At 38.1% G+C, this 23,241-nt stretch carries 19 protein-coding genes; 5 read left to right on the top strand and 14 right to left on the bottom strand.

The window, feature by feature from the left end:
* Position 1: 1 nt before the first annotated feature.
* The 4 genes from ACFSR3_RS13585 to ACFSR3_RS13570 form a co-directional block, all read right to left on the bottom strand.
* Positions 2-874 carry a DUF1735 domain-containing protein gene (locus ACFSR3_RS13585; protein ID WP_379821708.1) on the bottom strand — a complete coding sequence of 291 codons (873 nt, stop codon included), beginning with the start codon at positions 872-874 and terminating at the stop codon, positions 2-4.
* A gap of 17 nt (positions 875-891) precedes the next feature.
* Positions 892-2,385 carry a RagB/SusD family nutrient uptake outer membrane protein gene (locus ACFSR3_RS13580; RefSeq protein WP_379821706.1) on the bottom strand — a complete coding sequence of 498 codons (1,494 nt, stop codon included), beginning with the start codon at positions 2,383-2,385 and terminating at the stop codon, positions 892-894.
* Between the two features lie 12 nt (positions 2,386-2,397).
* A complete protein-coding gene (locus ACFSR3_RS13575; protein ID WP_379821704.1) occupies positions 2,398-5,517 on the bottom strand; it encodes a SusC/RagA family TonB-linked outer membrane protein in 3,120 nt (1,039 codons plus the stop codon).
* 255 nt (positions 5,518-5,772) lie between these two features.
* Complete coding sequence (locus ACFSR3_RS13570; protein ID WP_379821703.1) at positions 5,773-7,710, bottom strand: S8 family serine peptidase; 1,938 nt, start codon at positions 7,708-7,710, stop codon at positions 5,773-5,775.
* A 207-nt stretch (positions 7,711-7,917) separates the two neighbouring features.
* On the opposite strand from ACFSR3_RS13570, the gene ACFSR3_RS13565 reads away from it, so the two are divergent.
* A complete protein-coding gene (locus ACFSR3_RS13565) occupies positions 7,918-8,523 on the top strand; it encodes a ribonuclease HII (RefSeq protein WP_379821701.1) in 606 nt (201 codons plus the stop codon).
* Positions 8,524-8,536: 13 nt separating this feature from the next.
* Here ACFSR3_RS13565 and lipB read toward each other — a convergent pair whose 3' ends face one another.
* Both lipB and ACFSR3_RS13555 read right to left on the bottom strand, forming a co-directional pair.
* Positions 8,537-9,262 carry a lipoyl(octanoyl) transferase LipB gene (gene lipB, locus ACFSR3_RS13560; RefSeq protein WP_379821698.1) on the bottom strand — a complete coding sequence of 242 codons (726 nt, stop codon included), beginning with the start codon at positions 9,260-9,262 and terminating at the stop codon, positions 8,537-8,539.
* A gap of 113 nt (positions 9,263-9,375) precedes the next feature.
* Positions 9,376-10,107, bottom strand: a complete 732-nt coding sequence (locus ACFSR3_RS13555; RefSeq protein WP_379821697.1) for a hypothetical protein — start codon at positions 10,105-10,107, stop codon at positions 9,376-9,378.
* A 135-nt stretch (positions 10,108-10,242) separates the two neighbouring features.
* Here ACFSR3_RS13555 and lysS point away from each other — a divergent pair, with 135 nt between their 5' ends.
* A complete protein-coding gene (gene lysS / locus ACFSR3_RS13550) occupies positions 10,243-11,937 on the top strand; it encodes a lysine--tRNA ligase (protein WP_379821694.1) in 1,695 nt (564 codons plus the stop codon).
* 63 nt (positions 11,938-12,000) lie between these two features.
* Here lysS and ACFSR3_RS13545 read toward each other — a convergent pair whose 3' ends face one another.
* The 4 genes from ACFSR3_RS13545 to ACFSR3_RS13530 form a co-directional block, all read right to left on the bottom strand.
* On the bottom strand, positions 12,001-12,957 hold the full coding sequence (locus ACFSR3_RS13545; protein WP_379821693.1) for a transporter: 957 nt from the start codon (positions 12,955-12,957) through the stop codon (positions 12,001-12,003).
* 3 nt (positions 12,958-12,960) lie between these two features.
* Positions 12,961-14,007, bottom strand: coding sequence for a cytochrome-c peroxidase (locus tag ACFSR3_RS13540; protein WP_379821692.1), 1,047 nt, complete (start codon positions 14,005-14,007; stop codon positions 12,961-12,963).
* A gap of 6 nt (positions 14,008-14,013) precedes the next feature.
* On the bottom strand, positions 14,014-14,835 hold the full coding sequence (locus ACFSR3_RS13535) for an MbnP family protein (RefSeq protein ID WP_379821691.1): 822 nt from the start codon (positions 14,833-14,835) through the stop codon (positions 14,014-14,016).
* Between the two features lie 113 nt (positions 14,836-14,948).
* Entirely contained in the window at positions 14,949-15,320 is a 372-nt protein-coding gene (locus ACFSR3_RS13530) for a hypothetical protein (protein ID WP_379821690.1), read from the bottom strand.
* Positions 15,321-15,401: 81 nt separating this feature from the next.
* Between ACFSR3_RS13530 and ACFSR3_RS13525 the strand changes: the two genes are divergently transcribed.
* Positions 15,402-15,857, top strand: a complete 456-nt coding sequence (locus ACFSR3_RS13525; protein WP_379821689.1) for a hypothetical protein — start codon at positions 15,402-15,404, stop codon at positions 15,855-15,857.
* 89 nt (positions 15,858-15,946) lie between these two features.
* A complete protein-coding gene (locus tag ACFSR3_RS13520) occupies positions 15,947-16,318 on the top strand; it encodes a hypothetical protein (protein ID WP_379821686.1) in 372 nt (123 codons plus the stop codon).
* 66 nt (positions 16,319-16,384) lie between these two features.
* Here ACFSR3_RS13520 and hemL read toward each other — a convergent pair whose 3' ends face one another.
* Genes hemL through ACFSR3_RS13505 form a run of 3 tightly spaced genes read right to left on the bottom strand, consistent with a single transcriptional unit; the run spans position 16,385 to position 19,446 of the window.
* Positions 16,385-17,671 carry a glutamate-1-semialdehyde 2,1-aminomutase gene (hemL, locus tag ACFSR3_RS13515; protein ID WP_379821685.1) on the bottom strand — a complete coding sequence of 429 codons (1,287 nt, stop codon included), beginning with the start codon at positions 17,669-17,671 and terminating at the stop codon, positions 16,385-16,387.
* 2 nt (positions 17,672-17,673) lie between these two features.
* Entirely contained in the window at positions 17,674-18,552 is an 879-nt protein-coding gene (locus tag ACFSR3_RS13510) for a glucosaminidase domain-containing protein (protein WP_379821684.1), read from the bottom strand.
* A gap of 3 nt (positions 18,553-18,555) precedes the next feature.
* Positions 18,556-19,446 (bottom strand): 1-aminocyclopropane-1-carboxylate deaminase/D-cysteine desulfhydrase, encoded by an 891-nt coding sequence (locus ACFSR3_RS13505; protein WP_379821682.1) that lies wholly within the window; start codon positions 19,444-19,446, stop codon positions 18,556-18,558.
* Between the two features lie 159 nt (positions 19,447-19,605).
* Between ACFSR3_RS13505 and ACFSR3_RS13500 the strand changes: the two genes are divergently transcribed.
* Positions 19,606-21,993, top strand: a complete 2,388-nt coding sequence (locus ACFSR3_RS13500; RefSeq protein ID WP_379821680.1) for a GAF domain-containing protein — start codon at positions 19,606-19,608, stop codon at positions 21,991-21,993.
* A 32-nt stretch (positions 21,994-22,025) separates the two neighbouring features.
* Here the strand turns inward: ACFSR3_RS13500 and ACFSR3_RS13495 are convergent, their stop codons facing one another.
* Positions 22,026-23,225: a Pycsar system effector family protein gene (locus ACFSR3_RS13495; RefSeq protein WP_379821678.1), complete on the bottom strand. Its 1,200-nt coding sequence runs from the start codon at positions 23,223-23,225 to the stop codon at positions 22,026-22,028.
* Between the last annotated feature and the right edge of the window lie 16 nt (positions 23,226-23,241).

The raw sequence follows: 23,241 nt of genomic DNA, 5'->3' as shown, positions 1-23,241 counted from the left end.
ACTATTGTTTAGGAATTGTAAACACAGTAGTCTCAGTAAGAGAACCAAGTCCATCAATAGTAGTAGTACCACTAACAATCATTCTCCAATTGTCTTTGTTAGTACCTAGTGTTGAATAACTACCTGTAGCAGAGAAAAGGATGTTATATGTTTTACCTTCCGAAGTATAACATTTTTCACACCATAATTGCTCGTAAGCAGAAATAGTACCCGATGAAGCAGGAACTGTAGAACCATTAGGAGCAAAAGCAAATCTAATTGGAGCTGCCTGAGTACGTCCTAATCCAGAGAAATCTCCTGAAATAAGAAGCTGGTTACAAGATGCATCTTCAGTAATTTCAGCCTCAGCCTCCCCTTCATAATCACCACCACCAGATGTTGTGAAGTTAAGTTTTCCTAGGAAAGCGAAAGATGTTGTTGTACAGTCATCGTTTACGATAAGAAATCTTTTATCAAGAGAATAATCATCTTTTAAACCTAAAGTAATATTACTATCGTCTATTGCAGTAAGCTTAATATCTAAAGATTTAGAATCGTTAAGAATTGTATTATCTATAACCTGGATACTAATATAACCAGTAGTTTCACCTGCAGGAATAACTACCTGAGTATTCAAAAGATTATAGTGTGTTCCGGCAAGCGCACCATTTTCAGCAACCTGAAAGTCTACAGTTACATCGTGAGACACAGGAAAAGCCATGTTAACTGGAACTTCAGAAGTACCCCCGTTTTCAAAGAAAGGGAAATTTCTTTTAGCTACTTCATCAAAAGTAACAAAATTTTTACCTCCATAAGTAACAGTATCTTCTTCACAACTTACAAGTGTAGTAACACCTAAAGCTACAAAAGCTAATTTTAAAAAATATTTTTTCATATAGTTTTTTTTTATTATTATGGGGTAGCAACACCGTACCCAGGATTTTGTTGGATATTAGGATTTGCAGCCTGCTCATCCCTTGGAATTGGTAATCTCCATCTGTAATCATCAACAGGAAGATCAATCAGACCGCCAACTGTCACATAATCCGAAGCAACTCTATCAACATTCACACCTGCTTTAGCACCAATACGTTTAATATCTAAATAACGGTGACCTTCAAATGCAAATTCAATTCTTCTTTCATTAAGGATAGCTCTCCAAGCTTCCTGAGATGTTGTTGGTACAGCAATATTACCTGAAGTATTACCAAAACGAACAGATCTGATTCTGTTTACCATCGCAGCTACATTAGTAAAATCATTATTGTTTGCATAAGCTTCAGCAGCAATCAAAACCATTTCCGAATTTCTGAAAATCTTGATATCACCCAAAAGATTCTGGCTTTCAGATTTACTGTATTTTCCAACAGGTCTTATAGTGTAGCTAGGAGCAGCACTAGGATCAATAACAACCTGACGACGAATATCACTAGCAGCTAGCTGATTGAACAAAGCAGTACTAACTTCGAAGAATGGAGAACCTGTAGTTGTACTGTTAACCGATGCCCAAACCTGGTAGAAGTTACCGGTAGCATCGCTATCTACAGTTCTTTCAAGTTTCCAGATAATCTCATTAAAGTTTGTATCAAGGAACATTGCCACATATTGACTGTTAGTCAAAGTAGTTCCTTTAGTCGCTAACATTAAACTTCCTGGAACACCAATCTGATTAACATAGCTCAAGGCAAGATCATACTGGCCTCTATAAAGTGCCATACGAGCTCTTAAAGCTTTAATTGCAGTCTTGCTAGCCCCTCCTTTGTTAGCATACATACCTCCGGCAATAGCATCATTAAGATTTGCTTCAGCAAAAGTAAGATCGCTATCAATCAGCGCAAATATTTCAGCATTTGTATTTCTAGGTAACTGAACTTTTGTTGTAGGAACATAATCCATAAGAATAACACCCAGAGCACTATCGTTAGTCATATCTTCAGAGAAGAAAGACATTAACTGGAAGTGTCCAAATGCTCTTAAGAAATAAGCCTGCGCAAGAATAGTGTTATATCTATCAGTATCTTCACCATCTATCTCATCATTAGGAACTACATTCTTAGCTCCGGCAATGATACGGTTAGATAAGTTTATAAGATAATAATTAGACAACCAGATAGATGCAGCATCACCCGATGTATTATTTAATACAAAAGCAAGCTCGCCATCCGTTCCCTGACCACCATTACTAACTCCCAATTTTACCTCATCAGTAAAAAGCGATGTAAACTTAATAATGTTCTCTCCAGGTATTGCAGCGTAAGCACCATTAAGGCCAAGTTTCAAATCTTCAACAGTTTCGTAAGTATCTATAGGAAGTAACTCACTCGGCTGTGTAATATCTATAGCATCGTTACAGCCAGCAAACAAAGAAGCTACTGCAACAAATAGTAATACTTTAAAGTTTTTCATGATAATTTTTTTTTAAAATTGTAGTTCAAGACCAACTGAAACAATACGTGGAGTTGGGTACTGAGACTGATCACCAGCTCTGTTACTTTCAGCATCCCATCCTCTCCATTTTGACCATGTTACAAGATTCTCTCCCTGAACAAAAGCTTTAATACCTTTGAAAGGAGTCTTAGCCAACAATTCATTTGAGAAAGTATAACCTAAAGTAGCATAACGCAATCTTACGTATGAAGCATCTTTAAGGTATCTGTCTGAAGCACCATCATATCCTTTGTTTGTAACGAAGATAGATGGCATATCAGTAATTCTGTTGTCTGGAGTCCACGCATTTAACAAATCTGTAGACTTATTAAATTGTCCCATATCTGAAGTATCCTGAAGTCCCTCTAGGTCAAAGTCAAATCTCCAGATATCAGCAACATAGTTAAACTGTGTTGTTAAGTAGAAACCTTTATATTCAGCATCGAAACCAAAACCTCCCTGATAAATTGGAGCAAGAGATTTATTCGTAAATCTTCTGTCAACTTCCGGATCCGGGTTCTCAGTTAAGCTACCATCAGCTTTGTAGAACAATAAGTTACCATTAGTTGGGTTAACACCTGCATACTTGATTAGGTAGTACTCGTTGATTGGACCACCTTCGTGAAGCACAGTGTTCCCATTATTTTGAAGACCACCTTCATCCGGAATATCAAGAACAATGTTTCTATTGTAAGATCCGTTGAAGTTAAGTGTTAATTTGAAGTCTTTACCGTTGATAAGACCATAAGAAACTAAGGCTTCAACACCACTGTTTCTCATGTCACCATTGTTAGAAAGTAATCCATAAGTACCATTAACACCAGAAATTGGAGTTGTAAGGAATAGATCTTTAGTTGTTCTTTGGTAAACATCAAGATTACCTCTTAAACGGCTTTTCCAAAGTTCAAAATCTAAACCGATGTTGAATTGCTCATTTGTTTCCCATTTAAGATCCGGGTTACCAAGCTGATCAACAAAATACGCAGGAAGGTTAGCATAACCTGTACCAGAAGCCATTAACTCTCTTGAGTTATTTGGAGCAGAGAAAGAACTCTGACCTAAAATGTTTTGGTTACCTGTAGTACCATAAGAAGCTCTTAACTTAAGCATGTTAAATGCTGTATTTTGCATGAAAGCTTCTTTGTCGATATTCCAACGTCCAGAAACCGACCAGAAAGTACCCCATCTGTTTGTTTCAGAGAAACGGTAAGAAGCATCTCTACGAACTGTAGCAGACACACCATATTTTTGATCATAAGAATAATCCGCAGAACCAAAATAAGAGAATAGACCCGCAGTAGCTTTAGCAGCTCCAACTTCCGGAACATAGAAAGCAGGACTACCTGCACCGTCAGCAGGGAATGGATTATGAGGTATAAAACCTGCACCATTACCTGGTACAAAAACTTTAGAATTTAAACCATTCTGAGTATACTGGAATGATTTAAGGTGAGATTTATAATACTCAGTAAATACTGAAACATCAAGTGCATGTTTTTGAGCAAAAACTTTGTTATAATTCAAGCTCGTATTAGCATTGAAGTTAAACTCTCTTGTAACAGCCTCTGTTTGGAAACCTAGATAATCTTCCTCATCACGTTGAAACACGTAAGCATTGAATGAATGAGGATCCTCAACAAAAAGCGTCATATTCTCAGTAAAATCTCCACCAATTGAAGTACCTAAAGTAAGGTCATCAGTAAGTTTATAAGAAGCCTGAATATTAGAGATCATTTTAATCTCATTTGTCTCATTAGTAAAGGTTTTTAGTTTATCCATCAACATTAACGGAGTTAACAATAGGTTACCTTTAGTAATATTTGGCGCTCCAAGAGCAGCAGCAGATTCTGAAGGAATACCAGAAGCATACCAGTTATTAAGTTCCTGACCATTAGTATACCAAGATGGACTTAAATAAGGAGCTCCCTGATTTGCAGCAATAATAGGGTTTTGGTTAACCGCACCTGTACCAAGGTTAGTAGCCTCATTTCTTACAGAGTAGTTAATTGTAGTAGCTGTAGAGTAGTTAAACCTACCATCGTTGCTTTTTCCGTTAAGGTTATTTCTGAAGTTAAATCTTTTCAGACCTGTACCTCTAACAATACCTTCCATATCATAGTAACCAAACGACGTGAAAGACGAAAGGTTTTCGCTACCACTTGTTAAACTCAGCACGTGATTTTGAGAAACACCTGTTCTGAATATCTGATCATACCAATCAGTATTTACACCGTAGTTATTGATTTCATCATCAGTCATTGCACCACCTGCAGCACCACCTGAAGCACCTAAACCTCTACCATAAGCTCTCTCAAGAGTAAGTAATTGTTTAGCGTTCATTTTGTTATAATCATTACCTTGTAATGAAGTAAAGCTAGTAGTTCCGGTATATTTAATATCTAACTGAGATTTAAAACCTCCTTTTTTAGTTTTAACAATGATAACACCATTAGCACCCCTGTTACCATAGATCGAAGTTGCACCAGCATCTTTAAGTACTGAAATCGATGCGATATCGTTCGGGTTGATACTTCTAAAGTTATCAACACTCATTGGAACGTTATCAATAACATATAAAGGCTCTATATTACCATTAACAGAACCATAACCCCTAAGGATAACAGTACTGTTAGCACCAGGCTGACCAGAACCAGTTGAAATATTCAAACCAGGAACCTGACCTTGTAGCGTCTGGATAAAGTTAGCATTTGGCCTTCCCTCAATAGTCTCAGATGTAATTGTTGTTACCGCTACGTTTGATTGAGCTTTTGTAGTTGTTCTGTAAGCCTCGACAACTACATCTTTAAGAACCTGAGCATCATCTTCCAGTTTTACAGAAATAGTATTTGACGCACCAACTTTAACAGTTTGTGAAGCCATACCTACAAAAGAGAAAACCAGCTTCTGACCCACAGATGCTGAGATGGAATATTTACCATCAAAATCAGTCTGAACACCTTGCGAAGTACCTTCAATTACTACGTTAGCTCCCGGAACCGGCATACCAGTACCGTCAGTTACGACCCCAGTAATGGTCTTCTCCTGCGCAAAGGAAAACTGAATAAAAAACGCCAGTAACAGCGTAAAAATCCAAGTAAACTTTGATTTCATATTGAATTAATTTGAGTTAGTTAAGTTGCAAATCTATTAATTTATTTTAATATAACAAACTTTTAACATTGCCCGGCAACGCTAAATTTTCATTTTTTTTAACGTAAATGAAAAATCCACAACAGATTAATAATTATTGACCACATTTTGCATCTTTTTTTAAATTAAAAAGAAACGCCAACAATTAAGCCGACGTTTCTTTTTAGATGCAAACTTTCTTAAAAGGTTGCGTGATTTTATATGTTTTTTAGAAAATTATTTCACAATAAATTTCTTAGTGGTATTTGTTTTACCATTTTCAACATTTACCATATAAATACCTGAACTTAAATTCTCTATATTTAATTCAGTATTAGCAGAAGAAATAGCACTCTTAAGCACAACCCTTCCTTGTATATCATAAATAGTTGCTTTTGCTCCTACTTCAACATCAGATGCCATAGAAATATTTAAATGACCTTGCGCAGGGTTCGGCCACACACTAAAAGTTTCCTGAACAAATTCCTCGTTAGCAAGTGTAGCATCAAATCCAGTTATAACCAACGAATAGATCTGAAGAGGCTCTGTAACAGGATTCGGATCATCAAATGACGGTGGCGGCGCAGGATTAACCAACGTATTTCCTTTATGAGAAATTCTGATTGTATAAGTACCTGAAGCATTTTCAACCTCAACCTTCTCAATATTATCTTTACTATTATCTCCTTTTATTGCCGGTGAACTCGGCGTAGCACCTAACTTCCAAGGAAAAAACTCAGAAGTACCTTTTTCAATCTTAATATCAAGATCATTAACCTGAGGCGTTGAATCTATCCCACTTGAAGGCATAACCGGAGCAGGATCAGTCCAAGCTAATGTAGCAATAAGCGGCTCACCACCTAAAGCCTGCACCTCATAAGTATGCTCTTCGCCCGGTCTCAGTGTAAGCTGGATAATTGCAGACGACACACCTTCATTAGTTATAACATCAGCCATTTTTCTAGCATCAAGCACACCCCATCCGAATTTAGCATCAGGACCAGGATTATCTCCGGCTTCTAAAGCCGTATGCGCCATAAGGGCCCTAAGTGACGATGACAGCATAAACGCTTTATTCTCAATTCCAGGACCCATACCTTCAGGCGTATGCTTTTCTGCATAATACTGCTGTATCAAAGCAAAAGCCCCGGTAACCCCTGGACAGGCCATAGATGTTCCTTGCAAATTACCATAAGCCGAAGAGCTACTATTTAACGAAGAGAAAACAGCAACACCCTTAGCTGATATATCCGGTTTAATCCTGTTATCGCTAGTAGGTCCAAAGCTACTGAAATCAGAAATAGCAGGCACAGTAGTAGTAACATGATCTAACTCATAAATAGCCGCAACAGTAACAGCATTTTTAGCAATACCTCTATCACCCATCCTGTTATAAGAAACACCATTACCTTCATTACCCGCCGCAATTACCGGCTGATAACGACGTGAAAAAAACATTATCTCATCTACCTCTTTTGCATAATCTGTATAAACACCTCTTTGCAACTCTGGAATACCATAAGAATGGTTAGAAAGTATAAGGGTAGCTGCATTTGCCGCCATTTCAGCAAAATCAAGATTAAAGTTAAAAACTTTACCTGTTGCCTCATAAGCCATTCCCTGCGCCTGAGGATTTACCCCTGTAGCAATCATCGTTCCTAAAACGTGCGTGGGATGAGCTGCACTTGCACTTGGAGGTCCATCTCCACTTTCGAAACGTTGACCATCGGGAGAAAGAAATTCCTGATGATTTAACAATGGATATTCACCATCCCAAATACCTAATTGCATATAAGTACCATCTTCAAACTTACCCGTAAGACCTAAATTAGAAGAACCACCCGGATGAAGTTCATTAACCCTGGATGTAATAGCAGAACCAGCATTATATGTTTCCGTATAGACAGGATTACCTGAAGCGTCTACTGCAGTAAGTTTTCTGTATCCACCTTCTTTAGTATGTTCTTCAACAGGCCAGTTGTTCACCTCAGCAAGCCTTAAAGCCTCCGCAAGCTCTTTTTCATATCTAGCGCGGTACTTCTCACTAAGCCCTTTCAAGGCAGCCTGATTAGGCTTAAAGTCTTCCGACTCCAGCTTCCTGTTCTGAGCCGTAGCAATAAGGCCACCTCCCAGCGCAAGTGCAAGAACGAAAAGCTTCACAGTATTTTTTTTCATAACTGTTCTTTTAGTTTTTATTTAATCAATTTAATAGCACTATTTAAAAACAAGATGCAAAATGTTTTTTTATAGAAAAGCAAAAATATAAATTATTATCAATCAATAACTAAATTGCAACATTAAAAATTACAATTTAATTAATAAACATTTTACATTTGACCCACAAAAGTTACTTTTACAAACATTCCCTACAAATAAATCAAAATGCTTTCATCTAACTTCTCCGGATTACAAAATGAAACCGGAACCGACGAAGCCGGACGTGGTTGCCTGGCAGGACCAGTTACTGCAGCAGCTATAATTCTTCCGGAAGATTTTAAACTCGAATTACTCAATGACTCAAAACAACTTTCAGAAAAGGTACGTGAAAATCTTCGGCCGTTAATACAGGAAAAAGCCATTTGTTATCACATCATCCATATAGAACCGGAAATTATCGACGAGATCAATATCTTAAACGCCTCCATTAAGGCTATGCAGGAATGCATAAAAAACCTAAATCCCACACCTGATTATATTATAGTAGACGGCAACCGTTTTAAACCTGTAGACAACATCCCGCACAGTTGTATTATAAAAGGCGACAGCAAATACCTGAGTATTGCAGCAGCCTCGGTACTTGCCAAAACCTACCGCGATGATTACATGAACATGATCCACGAAGAATACCCTATGTATAACTGGAAAAAAAACAAAGGCTACCCCACGACCGAACACAGAGAAGCCATTAGAAAATACGGAATCACAAAATACCACCGTAAATCATTCCGGCTTTTACCCAATCAGCTCGAAATTGATTTTGGATTATAGTTACACCTATATATTATAGGTGTAAAGTTTCTATTTTTTTAGACACAATTTCTGCTTCAAAAAGCTCTGCAAAATATTTAAGCACTTTTTGCTTTACTTCTTCTTCATCTACTTTATCCACTTTAAGTTCAGCATTAAGGCTCGCTACCATTTTTCCACGTATTCCACACGGAACAATATTGTCAAAATAGCCTAAATCAGAATTTACATTCAATGCAAAACCATGCATTGTCACCCATCGCGATGCACGCACCCCCATTGCACAAATTTTCCTTGCAAACGGCGTACCTACATCAAGCCACACTCCTGTCTCACCATCACTACGCGTACCTTTTAACCCATAATCAGCCATTACTTTGATTATAACTTCTTCAAGAAAGCGAAGGTATTTATGAATATCAGTAAAAAAGTTCTCCAAATCTAATATAGGATACCCTACTAACTGTCCCGGACCATGATATGTTATATCTCCTCCCCTGTTAATCTTGTAAAAAGTTGCCCCTTTTACCTCAAGTTGCTTTTCGTTAATAAGCAGATTATCAATATCACCGCTTTTTCCAAGTGTGTAAACATGCGGATGCTCTACAAACAACAGATGATTAGGCGTTTCAAGCGAAAGCTCTTCCCTCCTGTTTCTTATTTTTATATCTAAAATTTCCTGAAATAGTTTTTCCTGAAACTCCCAAGTATCTTTATAATCTCTAACCCCAAGATCAGAAAACTGCACTTTTTTATTCATCTTCATTTAAGCTTAAATCGCATTACAAATTTACAAAACTTATTGCCTCCTGTAACATTAATCCTGTCCACAAAAAAAACAGGCCTTAACCTGTTTTGATGATGATAAAATTTCTATTTCACAAATTCGACCTCTAACCCCATTTTCTTAGGGTCGGACAAATAATCTGAAAACGAATAAACCAAAGTAAGCGATTTACCGTCCTGGCCAATAACTGCCTTCTTGTCTGAAACAGATTTTATTTTCTTCGGAAATTTATACTTCAAGACATACTCCGATGCACCCATCATTTCCATATAAGCATTAAGACTATCCGGAAGCTTTTGAAACGTTTCAGGAAGCTCAACCTTTCTAATGAATTTTTTCCCGTCATACGAATATTTAACTACAGAATTATTATTCATCATTCCCGCAGCCTCACCTAATCCGTTCTTATCCATATTACGTGCTTCATTAATAAGCTTCATCATATCCTGAAGTTCATCAATTTTTTTAAAATCTGAAATCATATCAAACTTAAACTCCGATGTTTCAGGATCCATCAGCATTTTTATTTTCATATTGCTTAGCGCCTGCAGCATTCTCCTTTCCTGTTCCGGCATTTTAGCAATGCTGTCTTTTTTATCTTTTAAAAGCGCGCTAAAATCCATAATGGTATCTGTTCTTTTTCCACCTGTTTCACTTGCAATCTCTTCTCCTGCCAGGGCCATAAGTGTAGAACCATCCATAGCCATGGTCATATTGCCCGAACCATCAGGATTTATGGTAATATTTTCGGTAAAATTACACGAGGTCGTAAATACAAGCAGCAGTAATGCTAAAACAGTATATAATTTTGTTTTCATTGGTGTTGGTAAAATTGTTTTGAATGTCAAATATACAATAAAGCGCAACCCAAAAAGCTTTTAGAAAGCATAATCTGCAAATTGATTATTTGTTAATAATCATTATCTTTGCAGGCTTAAAAAACATTATAAATCATGCAGCTTTCAGAACAAGAAATCATTCGTAGAGAAAAACTGGATGCGCTGAGAAAACTCGGCATCAATCCGTATCCCGCAAACCTTTATCCTGTAGATCATACATCTAAACAGGTAAAGAACGATTTTTCTGAAAGTAAGAAGGTTGTAGTTGCAGGACGTTTAATGTCTATCCGCGACCAGGGTAAAGCTGCTTTTGCACAGCTTCAGGACAGCGAAGGACGCGTACAGGTTTATATTAACCGTGACGAAATCTGTCCCGGAGAAGATAAAACACTTTACACGGAAGTATTCAAAAAACTAATTGACCTTGGCGATTTTGTAGGTGTAAAAGGTGAGCTTTTCACAACTCAGGTTGGTGAGAAATCAATCCGAGTAAAAGAACTTACGCTGTTAAGCAAAACACTTCGTCCGCTCCCTATGCCTAAAACAGATGCTGATGGAAATGTGTTTGACAGCTTCAGCGATCCTGAACTTCGTTACCGCCAGCGTTATGTAGACCTTGTGGTAAACCCGCAGGTAAAAGAGGTATTCGTTAAAAGAACAAAATTGTTCAACGCAATGCGTAACTTCTTTAACGACAAAGGTTATTTTGAAGTAGAAACACCTATCCTGCAATCAATTCCGGGTGGAGCATCGGCAAGGCCTTTCATCACTCACCACAACAGCCTTGATATTCCTTTGTATATGAGGATTGCTAATGAGCTTTACTTAAAAAGACTTATTGTGGGTGGTTTTGACGGTGTTTATGAATTCTCTAAAAACTTCCGTAATGAAGGTATGGACAGGACACACAATCCTGAATTTACCGCGATGGAAATATATGTAGCCTACAAAGACTACAACTGGATGATGGAATTTACAGAAAACCTGCTTGAGCACTGTGCAATGGAGGTAAATGGTACTCCTGAAGCCACTTTTGGAGAACACAAAGTAAGCTTTAAAGCTCCTTATGCACGTGTTACCATGACAGATGCCATCAAACAGTTTACAGGTTTTGATATTACAGGCAAAACTGAAGAAGAACTATATGAAGCCGCTAAAGGCATGGGTATCGCTGTTGACGACACTATGGGTAAAGGCAAGCTTATCGACGAGATATTTGGTGAAAAATGTGAAGGTAACTTCATTCAGCCAACGTTTATTACTGACTATCCAAAAGAGATGAGTCCGCTTTGTAAAGAGCACCGTGACAATCCGGAACTTACCGAGCGTTTCGAGCTTATGGTATGCGGTAAAGAGATTGCTAATGCATATTCAGAGCTTAACGACCCTATCGACCAAAGAGAGCGTTTTGAAGCGCAGCTTAAACTTTCTGAGCGTGGGGATGTTGAAGCAGCTCAGTTTATTGACAATGACTTCCTTAGAGCACTTGAATATGGTATGCCACCTACATCAGGCTTAGGTATAGGTATGGACAGACTTATCATGTTCCTTACTAACAACCCATCTATTCAGGAAGTTCTGTTCTTCCCTCAGATGCGTCCGGAGAAAAAAGGCCCTGAACTTACCGAAGATGAAAAAGCGGTAGCTGAACTACTTAAAGCAGCCGGACAACTTGCTCTTGACGCCCTTAAAACCCAGGCAGGATTAAGCGGAAAGAAATGGGATGCTGCCATGAAAGGATTAGCTAAACACGGACTTGTCAAAGTTACTGTAGAAGGCGAATCTAAAACAGTAGAATACAAAGGATAATTACCTTGCATATATAAGAAAAGGCTCCCAGCGGGAGCCTTTTTTTTGTTACTTCCCTCACAATTACAAACTATAATTCAGATTGATTGCCAACCTGTAGTTTGCTTCTACCTTACCTCCTGTAAGATTTTGACTTATTGGAAGCATAGCATTTACGCCCATAGAAAATTTACCGCTCCCCACTTCAAGTCCTGCCTTTCCGAAAAGAATATCTCCTTTAGTATTAGGTACATCCTCATCATATTGTCGGTTAGAAGCATATACCTCCCCGGCCAAACCAACCTGAGGCACCAGGGTGAGCTTTTCTTTCTCCACTACATAAAACAATGTACCGGCATAATTAAACTGATCACCAAACTGATAATGCTCATCATTTTTTGTCTTTAAGATATAGTTGAGCATAGTATTGAAACCCCATTGTTTATGTTTTATAACATACTCTGTAGCCAACATATAATCCCAGCTTCCGGTGCCCAACTGAAAGCTCGGATTTACACTGCCATTATTAGCACCGTTATATTTACCCGTTGGCGCTTTTACTCCGGCACCAGCCTGTAAGGTATGCACAAAAAGAGTACTATCTTTATGGGTCTGGTAAATGGTATATAAACCTAATAATGTAATATCCCCAATACCTTCTATCGTTTGTTTTCCTGTAGACGGCGTACGACTGTTAAAATGATAGGGAACCAATGCAGACACCTGAAAATTTTTAAACACGGGTATCCTGGCCCAGGCCTGAATGGTATTAAAATTCTCATCGATCCACGGAGAATTATTAAATATTCCCTCACGGCTGGTATAACTTTGATACATATAACGCAGACCTACAAAATTTTGGTTGAGCATAGAACTAAAACCCATACCCCCGCCACTCGCCGAGCAACCACAAGCATCACAAAAATCCTCAAATTCATAAGCTGGGACATACCTACTATAATTTAAGTCTAAACTATCTTTAGCAGTACCCGCGAGTGTAGCCTGGCATATTAAAAGAACAATTATTATATATTTTTTCATTCGTTATGTTTTATAATAGAACAAAGGATTATTTATATATTCCTCGTCTGTTAAGGTTTTAAGAAAGTCTATAATAGCATCTTTTTCTTCCTGGGTCATTGAGATTCCCAATACCCCATTTTGATTAAGTATCGGATCAAGCGTTTCATTCTGCCTTACTCCGTTTGAATAATGATTCAGTACCGACTCCAATGACCCAAAGCGCCCATCATGCATGTAAGGTGCCGTAAGCGCAACATTTCGTAAGCTTGGCACTTTAAATTTATATCTGTCTGTTTCAAAACCGGTCACCACTTCCCTGCCCTTATCATTTAAGTTAGGATTGGGCGGCAATCCATTATTACGAAACGCACTATCGGTGAATAAATCAGTTTTATGGCATGAAGCACACTTTTGCTGAAAAAGCTGCATCCCCAGTAATTCCTGCTGAGAAAGAACACCGCCTTCATTTCGCACATATTTATCGTATCTTGAATTGGCTGAAACCATCATTGTCATAAACTGAGCCAGTGCTTTAAGCACATTACCCGAAGAAACCTGCTGATCTTCAAAAGCCTGCTTAAAGAGCCTTACATACTCCTTGTCCTGTTTCAGTTTAACTACAATCCCCTCAAGCGTTTCATTCATTTCTACCGGATTGTGAATTGGTGCAATTGACAGCATTTCAATACTATTAGAAGCACCATCATAAAAATATTCACTCTGAAAAGCCATATTTTGTACGGCAGGAGCATTACGAATCCCTTCAAGATTATTAATACCATGACTTAGCTGATGTCCGTGATGTGTAAAGGCTGTAGCCTGCTCATGACAAAACGAACAGGAAATGGTATTATCTGCCGAAAGCCTGCCATCGTAAAACAGCTTTCGCCCAAGTTCAAACCCCTTCTGGGTAGGATAATTATAGGATATATCCTGTGCCATTGGTGGAAAATTAGCCGGAACATTCAACTCCAGCTGTTCATTTATTTCCTCATAAAGATCAGCATCATCATTCCCGCACGATAAAAGCAACGGGAATGACAATACTGCTAATAATACATTTTTCATGAGAGTTTATTCATGATGACTACCTACCCCATTGTGCACGTGATCTACCGTAAACATTTTCAATGAATTTGCCGCAATATCAATCAGGTTCTGACCTCCCATAATAGCAGCAGCAGTACCGGCGCCGTTAAGGTTATTTTGCAATAATATTTTAGTATCGCCGTCAAGCAAAACATTTATATCTGTTTTAATATGGATGCTCGGCTGCTCGTTTTCACGAACACGAGCAGTAGTAGGCAAATCAAGCGTTACCTCTCTGTAGTTATCAGTTGCTGTATTACTGCCCTGATGCACCTGGAATGGTTTGGCTTCTGCATCAGCAGTTGAAGTAAATACCCCTTCAAAGTTTATAAAACGGTATCCTGTAGACCACGTCCAGGTAAGGTCGTTAGCCGCAGCAAGATCCCAAAAGCTTTGTTGTGCTGTTTCTCCCTGAAGGTAACGCTGCTGATCTACACCTATACCAAAACGTATCTTTTTATAATCTCCGGCAGCTACCCCTTCAAGATGAACTGTTTGCAACTCATCAGCATGGTTGATAACAAAATAGCTTTCTTCTTTTGGATAAACGTACTCTGTACCATCTTCCCTGATCAGGACAACATTACTAATGATGTAATTAAAACGATTAATGGTTAGCGATTCACCATTAGAATTAGTGTATGTATTACCTATTATAAGAGCATCTCCGGCAACACCGTTATCAAAGAAAAGTTCGGCATCACCGTGTGTACCTTCTACAATTGCAGAATCATCATCGTTATTACATGACACAAAAAGGCTTGCTGCAGCCAATACAGCTGCAAAATATTTTATTTGGAATTTCATTTGGTTTAATTTTTTAAAGTATACGATTAGAAACCCCGAAAGCCATGGCTATCAGGATAATTAAGGATATGCAGGCCACAAAAGCAGCACAACATATTTCAGGACAAATAACTTTAAGAAATAAACACGGGGGGATGAAAAAAAGAAACAGTATTACTATGCGAATACAAGTTGCAATAAACTGTTTCATTTTTAGAATAAGGAATCACTATTACCGGAGAGAAAGCAAATTCAACCGGAGCCTGAAAAAAAAGCACCTCAGCATTTTCCTGGGCCGATTTTCTGTCTGACTCCTGCTTTTGCTCTTCTGCAGCTTTGGCAAGCTCTTTCATAAGATGACACTTACCGTTACAGTGCATTTGAGGTTTTGTCTTGTTCTCACAAAGCTCTTTAGCGATATAATCGTAATTGATGACGTAATCCAAAACCGGCATTACAGGCTTTAGTAACATCATTACAATTACTATTAATATTGCTTTTTTCACGCCGCAAAGATAAATCCCATTTGTTAAATAAAAAGTTTAACAGTTAAAAAAATTAAACCTTTATTCCACTTAAAATGTCTAATGGGTATAACTTTAAAAATTATAATTATGAAAATGTGGATTTTAGCAATGGCAATGACAATGACTGTAGGCGCTAATGCACAACAAAAAAATGACAAACCGGAACCTCTAAAACCGGAACAAAGAGCAGAATTGCAATCTAAAAAAATGACGTTGGCACTAAACCTGAACGAAAAGCAGCAAAAAGATGTTAAGGAGCTTCTTGTTGAACAAGGCAAACAACGTGCAGAATTCAGAAGGCAGCACATGGCGGAAAGACAGGCAGGGAAAAAATTGACAGCAGATGAGCGATTCGCTCTTAAAAACAAAATGCTTGATAACAGAATCGCGATGAATCGCGAAATGAAAAAAATTCTTTCTGAAGATCAATTCACGAAGTTTGAACAACTTAGAAAAGAAAAACATCATGAATTGAGAAAAAATGAAAGAAAACACAAAATTCATAACAGAAGGTAATTTTTTTGTGTAAAGTTTTGTGTTAATAATCAAATTAATTAGATTTGATGTTATATAAACATAAACTTTCTACCAAAAACTTTAAAATTATGAAAAAAATAGTTGCACTTTTCGTTGTGATGCTTGCTTTCGGGCTTAATGCAAATGCACAACAAAAAAAAGCAGTTGCTACCAAGCCTGCTGCTAACCAGGAAGCATTAAGCAAAAAGGCTGCTTTCAGCGAAGCTGCTATTAAAGATGTTAATACGCTTTCTGAGTTTGTAAAACTTAATGCAGATCAAAAAGTAAAACTAAAAGGGCTTTTTGAGCAAAAACACATGGATTTAGCTCAAGACCTAAGCAGTGAGCGTAAAGCTGTTCTTGCAGACTACGTAGAAGCGCAAATGAAATCATACCTTGAGCCGGCTCAGGTTGCTAAAGTTGAAGGTAATGCTCAGTTAATGAACATCCTTACCCACTAAAAGCGGGATTATATTATAAAAAAAGCTTCTGCAATGCAGAAGCTTTTTTTATAGCTATTTGTGTATTTACAAAGTTTGAGCAACCCTGCCAATCGCTGCTATTGTAGCATCTAAATCTTCATAAGTCAATGCATCGGTAATAAACCACGTTTCGTAAGCCGAAGGAGCAATATAAACCCCTTCTTTTAGTAATCCGTGGAAGAATTTTTTAAAGGTTTCATTATCGCCGTTAGCCGCCGATTTAAAATCGGTTACCGGAGTAGCATCAAAATGAACCGATATCATAGAACCTCTTCTGTTTATGGTATAAACAACATTAGCACCATCTAATTGTTTGCGAATTCCCGCTTCAAGATAAGCCGTCTTTTCCTCAAGCCTTTTAAACACATCAGTATCATTGTTCAGTGCTTTAAGCATTTCAAGACCTGCTGCCATTGCTAATGGATTTCCCGACAATGTACCCGCCTGATATACCGGGCCTAGTGGCGCAAGGTAATTCATGATTTCATTACGGGCTGCAAACGCACCAACAGGCAATCCTCCACCTATTACTTTACCAAAAGCAACAATATCGGCTTTAATATTAAAAAGTTCCTGCGCACCACCTTTTGCAAGCCTGAATCCGGTCATAACCTCATCGAATATAAGTAACGTGCCGTTTTCATCGCAAAGCTGCCTTAAACCTTCTAAAAAGCCCTCTGCCGGCGGAACACAGCCCATGTTTCCTGCAACAGGTTCAATGATTATGGCTGCTATCTCATTTTTATTGGCAGCAAAAAGATCTGCAACATTTTTAAGATCGTTGTAAGTAGCAAGCAAAGTATCTTTTGCAGTTCCCTGCGTTACACCCGGACTGTTTGGTGTACCAAAAGTAACAGCACCACTACCTGCCTGGATAAGGAATGAATCCGAATGACCATGATAGCATCCTGCAAATTTGATGATCTTATCGCGTTTTGTACACCCTCTGGCAAGACGTATGGCACTCATACATGCTTCTGTACCTGAGTTTACGAAACGAATTTTATCGATATTAGGCACCATAGATACTGCAAGTGCAGCGATCTCAGTTTCAAGTGCCGTAGGAGTTCCGAAAGACGTCCCTTTTTTAGCCCTTTCAATTACAGCATTCACTACCGGCTCATAGGCGTGTCCTAAAATCATCGGACCCCATGAGTTAATATAATCTATAAGCTTATTGCCATCCTCATCATAAATATAAGGCCCTTTAGCTTCTTTAATAAAAATTGGAGTTCCTCCTACTGCTTTAAAAGCACGTACGGGAGAGTTCACGCCGCCCGGAATAACCTGTTCTGCCTCAGCGAACAGCTGGCTGCTTCTTTGATATAACATATTTATTTAACTTTTAATACCTGACCTATTGATAATGCATTGCTCGACATATCATTAAGCTGCATTAGCTGATCTACAGTAAGATTGTGTTTTTTCGAAATAGAGTAAAGTGTATCTCCTTTTTGAACAGTATAGGTACCATATTTAGGTGCCGTTGACGAAGGTTGTGGTGTACTAGCCACAGGAGATGTAGTTTTTGGCTTTGCTTCATACTTTTTGTTAAGTACTTCTGCATCATATTGTGCAAGTCCATAGTTTTCAATCAGGCCGATAAGCTTTGCAGGATATTTAGGATCAGTTGCATAACCGGCTGCCTTTAAACCGTGTGCCCAGCCTTCATAATCATCTTTATCTAGCTTGAATAATGATGCATACCTGCTTCTTGAAGTAAGAAAAAGGGCATGATCCTCATAAGAACCCGCAGGATCTTTATACTTGCGAAAACATTCCTGTTCAGAATCATCATCATGATATACTTTTTCACCTGTCCAGTCAGTATGGCACTTTATTCCAAAATGATTATTAGCTGAAATACAAAGCGTACCCCTTCCTGCACCAGATTCAAGAATACCCTGCGCTAAAATAATACTTGCCGGAATGCCATGACTGCGCATATTTCCTTTTGCCACTTCTTTAAAATCCTGAATATAAGCCTTTACAACCTCTGAATACACAACAGTTTTTGAAGTAGACTCCAGGGTTTCTGTCTTTTTTGTTGAAGACGAAGCCGTGCCAGTTGTAGTTTTTATTACAGGTTTGGTATTTCTTGCAGTTCTTGTTTTGGCTGTACCGTTTTTGGTAGTCTGCACTCGTGATTTAGACGATCCGCAGCTTAACAAAAAACAACTTAGTACAGTTAAAGCCAGAATTCTTTTTAACATATATCAGGTTTTAATTATAGGTAGTTTCTTTCTTAGTAATTCCTTGTTCATTCCGGCAATTCCCTGCAATCCTCCCGTATGGATAAGTAAAATATCCGAGTTCTCAGGAAAATAACCTTTATGAATTAAATCTATAACGCCAAAAAACAGCTTTCCTGTATAAACAGGATCTAACGGTATGCCGGTTTTATCAAAAAAATCATTTATAAAAACGATAAGCTCCTCTGTCACTTTACCATAGCCTCCAAAATGATACTCCGTTATCAATTGCCAGTTTCTTTGCGGGACAAATTTACAAATATCATCTGACAAACCTTCACCCTTAAGTGCCGGAAAGCCCAGTACTTTCTGTCCGGGAAATGCTGACCGGATTAGTCCCGAAATAGTACCTCCGGTACCTACAGCGCAAGCAACATGCGTAAATCGTTGATCTTCCGGCAACAACATCTCCTCACATCCCTTTACAGCAAGCTCGTTTGTTCCTCCCTCAGGAACAAGATAAAAATCACCAAACTCAGCCTCCAGCCTTTTAATAAACTCAGTCTCAGTCTTAAGGCGATACTCTTCCCTTGTTACAAATTTAAGCTGCATGCCGCATTGCTGTGCAAACTTTAATGTTGGGTTATCCCCAATTTTATTAACCAATTCTTCACCCCTTATCACTCCTACTGTAGCAAAGCCATATTCTTTTCCTGCGGCGGCAGTAGCCGCTATATGATTAGAAAAAGCACCTCCAAATGTTAGTAAAGCCTTCTTTTGGAGTTTCTTTGCTTCGAGTATATTGTATTTGAGTTTTCGGAACTTATTCCCTGAAATATGAGGATGCAGCAAATCTTCCCTTTTTACGGTAAGTGAAATTTTGTCAGGAAAAGATAAGTTTACAGGCTGATTCATGCAAATGGTATGATATATGCAAAATAAGCATAAAATAACAATCCCTCAAAATGCCGTCATAAGGTTCTGACAATTAATCTTGAACTATGACAAGAAATACCGCATTTTAATTATTGAATGTTAAAATTACCTACCTTTACATTAAATAAATTTTCTACAATGAAAATGGATGATGAAAATGAAATTATAAGTCCGCTGGTTGCACGCATTTCCTTCCACAAAGTACTGGAAGCTCTTGAGAAAATAGCCGAATCGGATGTAGACTACCGCTCAGACTATGCAAAGGCACTGTTGAGGCACACCTCCCCTTTTCCGGAGCTACGTGATGGAATTTCGGACCTTTCGCAACTCGAAAAACATAAAGACCTTATAAAAAACCTGCTTGCCGACCTTTTCCCAACAGCACTTCAAAAAAATGAGATAAAGGCCGCGGCAATACCTTTTTTTAATTTTACCTTCAACCGTACTGAACGTTTTGAAGATATTCTTGCCAATGCAGGTGACGATTTTGGCATGGCTATACGTAATTTTGAGCAGCATGAATTTTATGTTTTCTGCTGTTGCCTTGTGTTAAATGGTTATTACGGCCAGCATTTTGATTTCAGCAGGCCTTTGTTTTATGATATTCCCGATCAGGACGGTATCATGAAACATTATCGTATTTTATATAATGCCGATTTTTTAGAGATAATCCCTACTGAAAAGGCCATAGCAATTACTCCCGAGGACATAACACTCCTTATGAATAATTTTGATGACCTCGAGCTCTGGAAACAAAAATTCCCTCCTGAAAGCTGGGTAGTAAAAGGATTTGGTATCATTTCGCTATTTGATGCTACAAGCGAAATTGCTATTTCTAACTTAAAAACAAATTTATTATTAGCCAACAGTAGTCATCATGACAAAGCTGCTATAAAAGAGAGATTTGAGGATATTTTCAGGTCAATCTATCGTATACCTGATTTACACATTGGTTTTACCGAGATAAACATGGAAGACAACATGTTTAAGATCGCGCCTTTTAAACCCCTAAAAAGTTATATATTATCCGGATGTGACGAGATGAGCTGTAATGAAGTTTTCTGTCATGAAACACTTCAGACAATGCTCGACGAAAAAAAGAGCTACATCATATCTGATGTAGAAGCTTATCTCGAAAACAATGCTGTTGATAAAGACTTTGCGGAGCATTTACTGTCGCAAAACATTAAGAGCTGTATTCTTGCTCCCATCATAAAAAATGAAAAGCTATTGGGCTTTTTTGAAGTAGTCTCAGCAAGACCACGTGAACTAAACAGTATAAATGCTGTTAAGCTCGATTATGTACTGCCATTCCTTACCGATACCATTGACCGTAACTATTCTGAACTGCAAAACGAAATTGATGCTATAATCCAGAATGAATATACTGCCATACACCATAGTGTTTACTGGAAATTCAAGGAAGAAGCACTTAAGCATATTGTTAGCCCGGATAAAGAGAACCTGGCGTATAAAGAAATCGTTTTTAAGGAAGTATATCCGCTTTACGGACAAATTGACATAAAAGGATCTTCTACAGCACGAAACGAATCAATAGAAAAAGACCTGATTCGCCAGATTGAAAAACTTTTATCAGTATTCCGTTTTATACACAAACAGGAAAAGCTTCCTCTTATTGAGCAGCATATCTATGAGTTGGAGAACATGGAGAGCGAACTTAAAAACTCGCTAAAAGCCGATACCGAATCTATAGTTCAAAGTTATATTGCTAATGAAATACATCCGGTTCTTCAGCATTTTGACACTACAAACGATGAAGTGCACGAAAAAATAAAGGCTTACTTTGACACACTCGACAGTAAAGTAAAAATGGTTTACGAAAGCCGTAAGGATTTTGACGATACTCTATCGATGATCAACAAACAAATGGCTGAAGTGCTTGACAAGAAACAGTCCGAAGCGCAAGCCTTTTTCCCTCATTATTATGAGCGTTTTAAAACCGATGGCGTAGAGCATAACCTGTACATAGGAGCCTCAATATCACCTAACCAAAACTATAGCCCGCTATACCTAAGTAATCTTAGGTTGTGGCAGTTACAGGCCATGTGTGAAATGGAAAATGAGTATTACAGGATTCGCCCTACCCTGCCTTATGACCTTGACGTAACTTCTTTGATACTGGTATTCAGTTCGCCTATTTCAATACGTTTCAGGATGGACGAAAAACGTTTTGACGTAGACGGCACCTACAATGCCCGCTATGAAGTTGTAAAAAAACGTATTGACAAAGCTTATATAAAAGGTACTACACAGCGTATTACCGAAAAAGGTAAAATTACAATCGTTTATTCGCACCGTCAGGAAGAAATCGAGTATAAAAGATACATACAGTACCTTCAGCATAACAATATGCTCGACAATAAAATTGAGAGTTTTGAAGTAGAAGATCTTCAGGGTGTAACAGGATTAAAAGCACTCCGCGTGGGCATTCTTTACAGCAACAACCTCAACTCAACTGAGATGATGAGCTACGAAAATCTTTTAAAGGAAATATCAAACAAATAAAAAATGCCACTTTATCAGTGGCATTTTTAGTATTACATTGCTTTGAAAGCATATACAAATGCTATTACGGAACTTATTATACCAATCATGAATATGGTATAGGTAATACGCAGTAATTTATATTTTCGGTTCAGGACCAATCCCAAGTAATACAAATCTTTTATCATGGAGTTGTACAGGTAATCCCTGTCTTTCATCATCTCATTCATTGCCCACTCATACTCAGTTATAGGCATTTTATAAAAGTTTCCAAAGAAAAGCAGGTTTACCTTTTTATCTTCGATATCCTTTCGGGTAAAGGTCCCGCTGGTTACCTTGGGCCTTGTTGACATTATCGCAAATATGATAGACACTACACTAAAAAACACCATAATGAATGTTGGTATTATTAAATGGGCATTACTTGCACTATCAAGCTTTGGTATAAGCGTACTAAGCGACACCGAAATAATAATAGCATTTACAGAAAGCAAGATATTGGCTTTACTGTCGGCAATATCACTAAGACGGGTATGATTACTTAAAGTTACACGAAACATGGTATCAATACCCCTCTCCGACTTGCCTTCCTTTTCTTTCTTATCTTTTTCCTTCTTCTCTTTCTTTTCCTTGTCTTTAGAATCGTCTTTCTGCTTCTGTTCTATTTCAGATATTACATTTTGCAGTCTGGCAATATTTGCTTCTTTAAGCGGCTGCAGCTTTTCTTTACCATAATCTGAATAAAAACGGTGCTCATGTATCAGTACATTTCTGTTAATAAGCGCCCATTCCATATCGCTAAATTCTTTGCCCTGTGTTATTTTCCATTCTTCTCTCAACAGTTGTGAAAGATCACAGTAATTAGGGTCCGAAAAATGGGAACAATCTGCATCTCTCATAATCTTTTCATCGCGAGTTTCCGGACTGGTACCCAGCTTAGTTACCTTTATAAGCGACGCTACTTTGGCAACTGCATCGTCTCCGTATCCTTTTTCACGCAAAAACTCTCCGGCTATAACGCCACTACGCTCTTCGTGGTTAACAGGACCGTCGATATAAGCCGAATCATGAAACCAGGCAGCAAGCAGTAGTAATTCGGCATCTTCCTTACTAACACCTTCAGCAGCTGCAATAATCCGTACATTATTAACCACACGCAAAGTATGGTTAAAATTGTGGTATATATAATCAGGAGATAGTTTATCTTTGAATAAACCAAAAACAAAATTTTCGGCTTCTTGAACAATATTCATAAGCAGGAATTTAACA

It is taken from the genome of Flavobacterium suzhouense (genome assembly GCF_042684765.1).
Lineage (GTDB): Bacteria > Bacteroidota > Bacteroidia > Flavobacteriales > Flavobacteriaceae > Flavobacterium > Flavobacterium suzhouense.
This window is presented reverse-complemented; position numbering and strand designations above follow the sequence as displayed.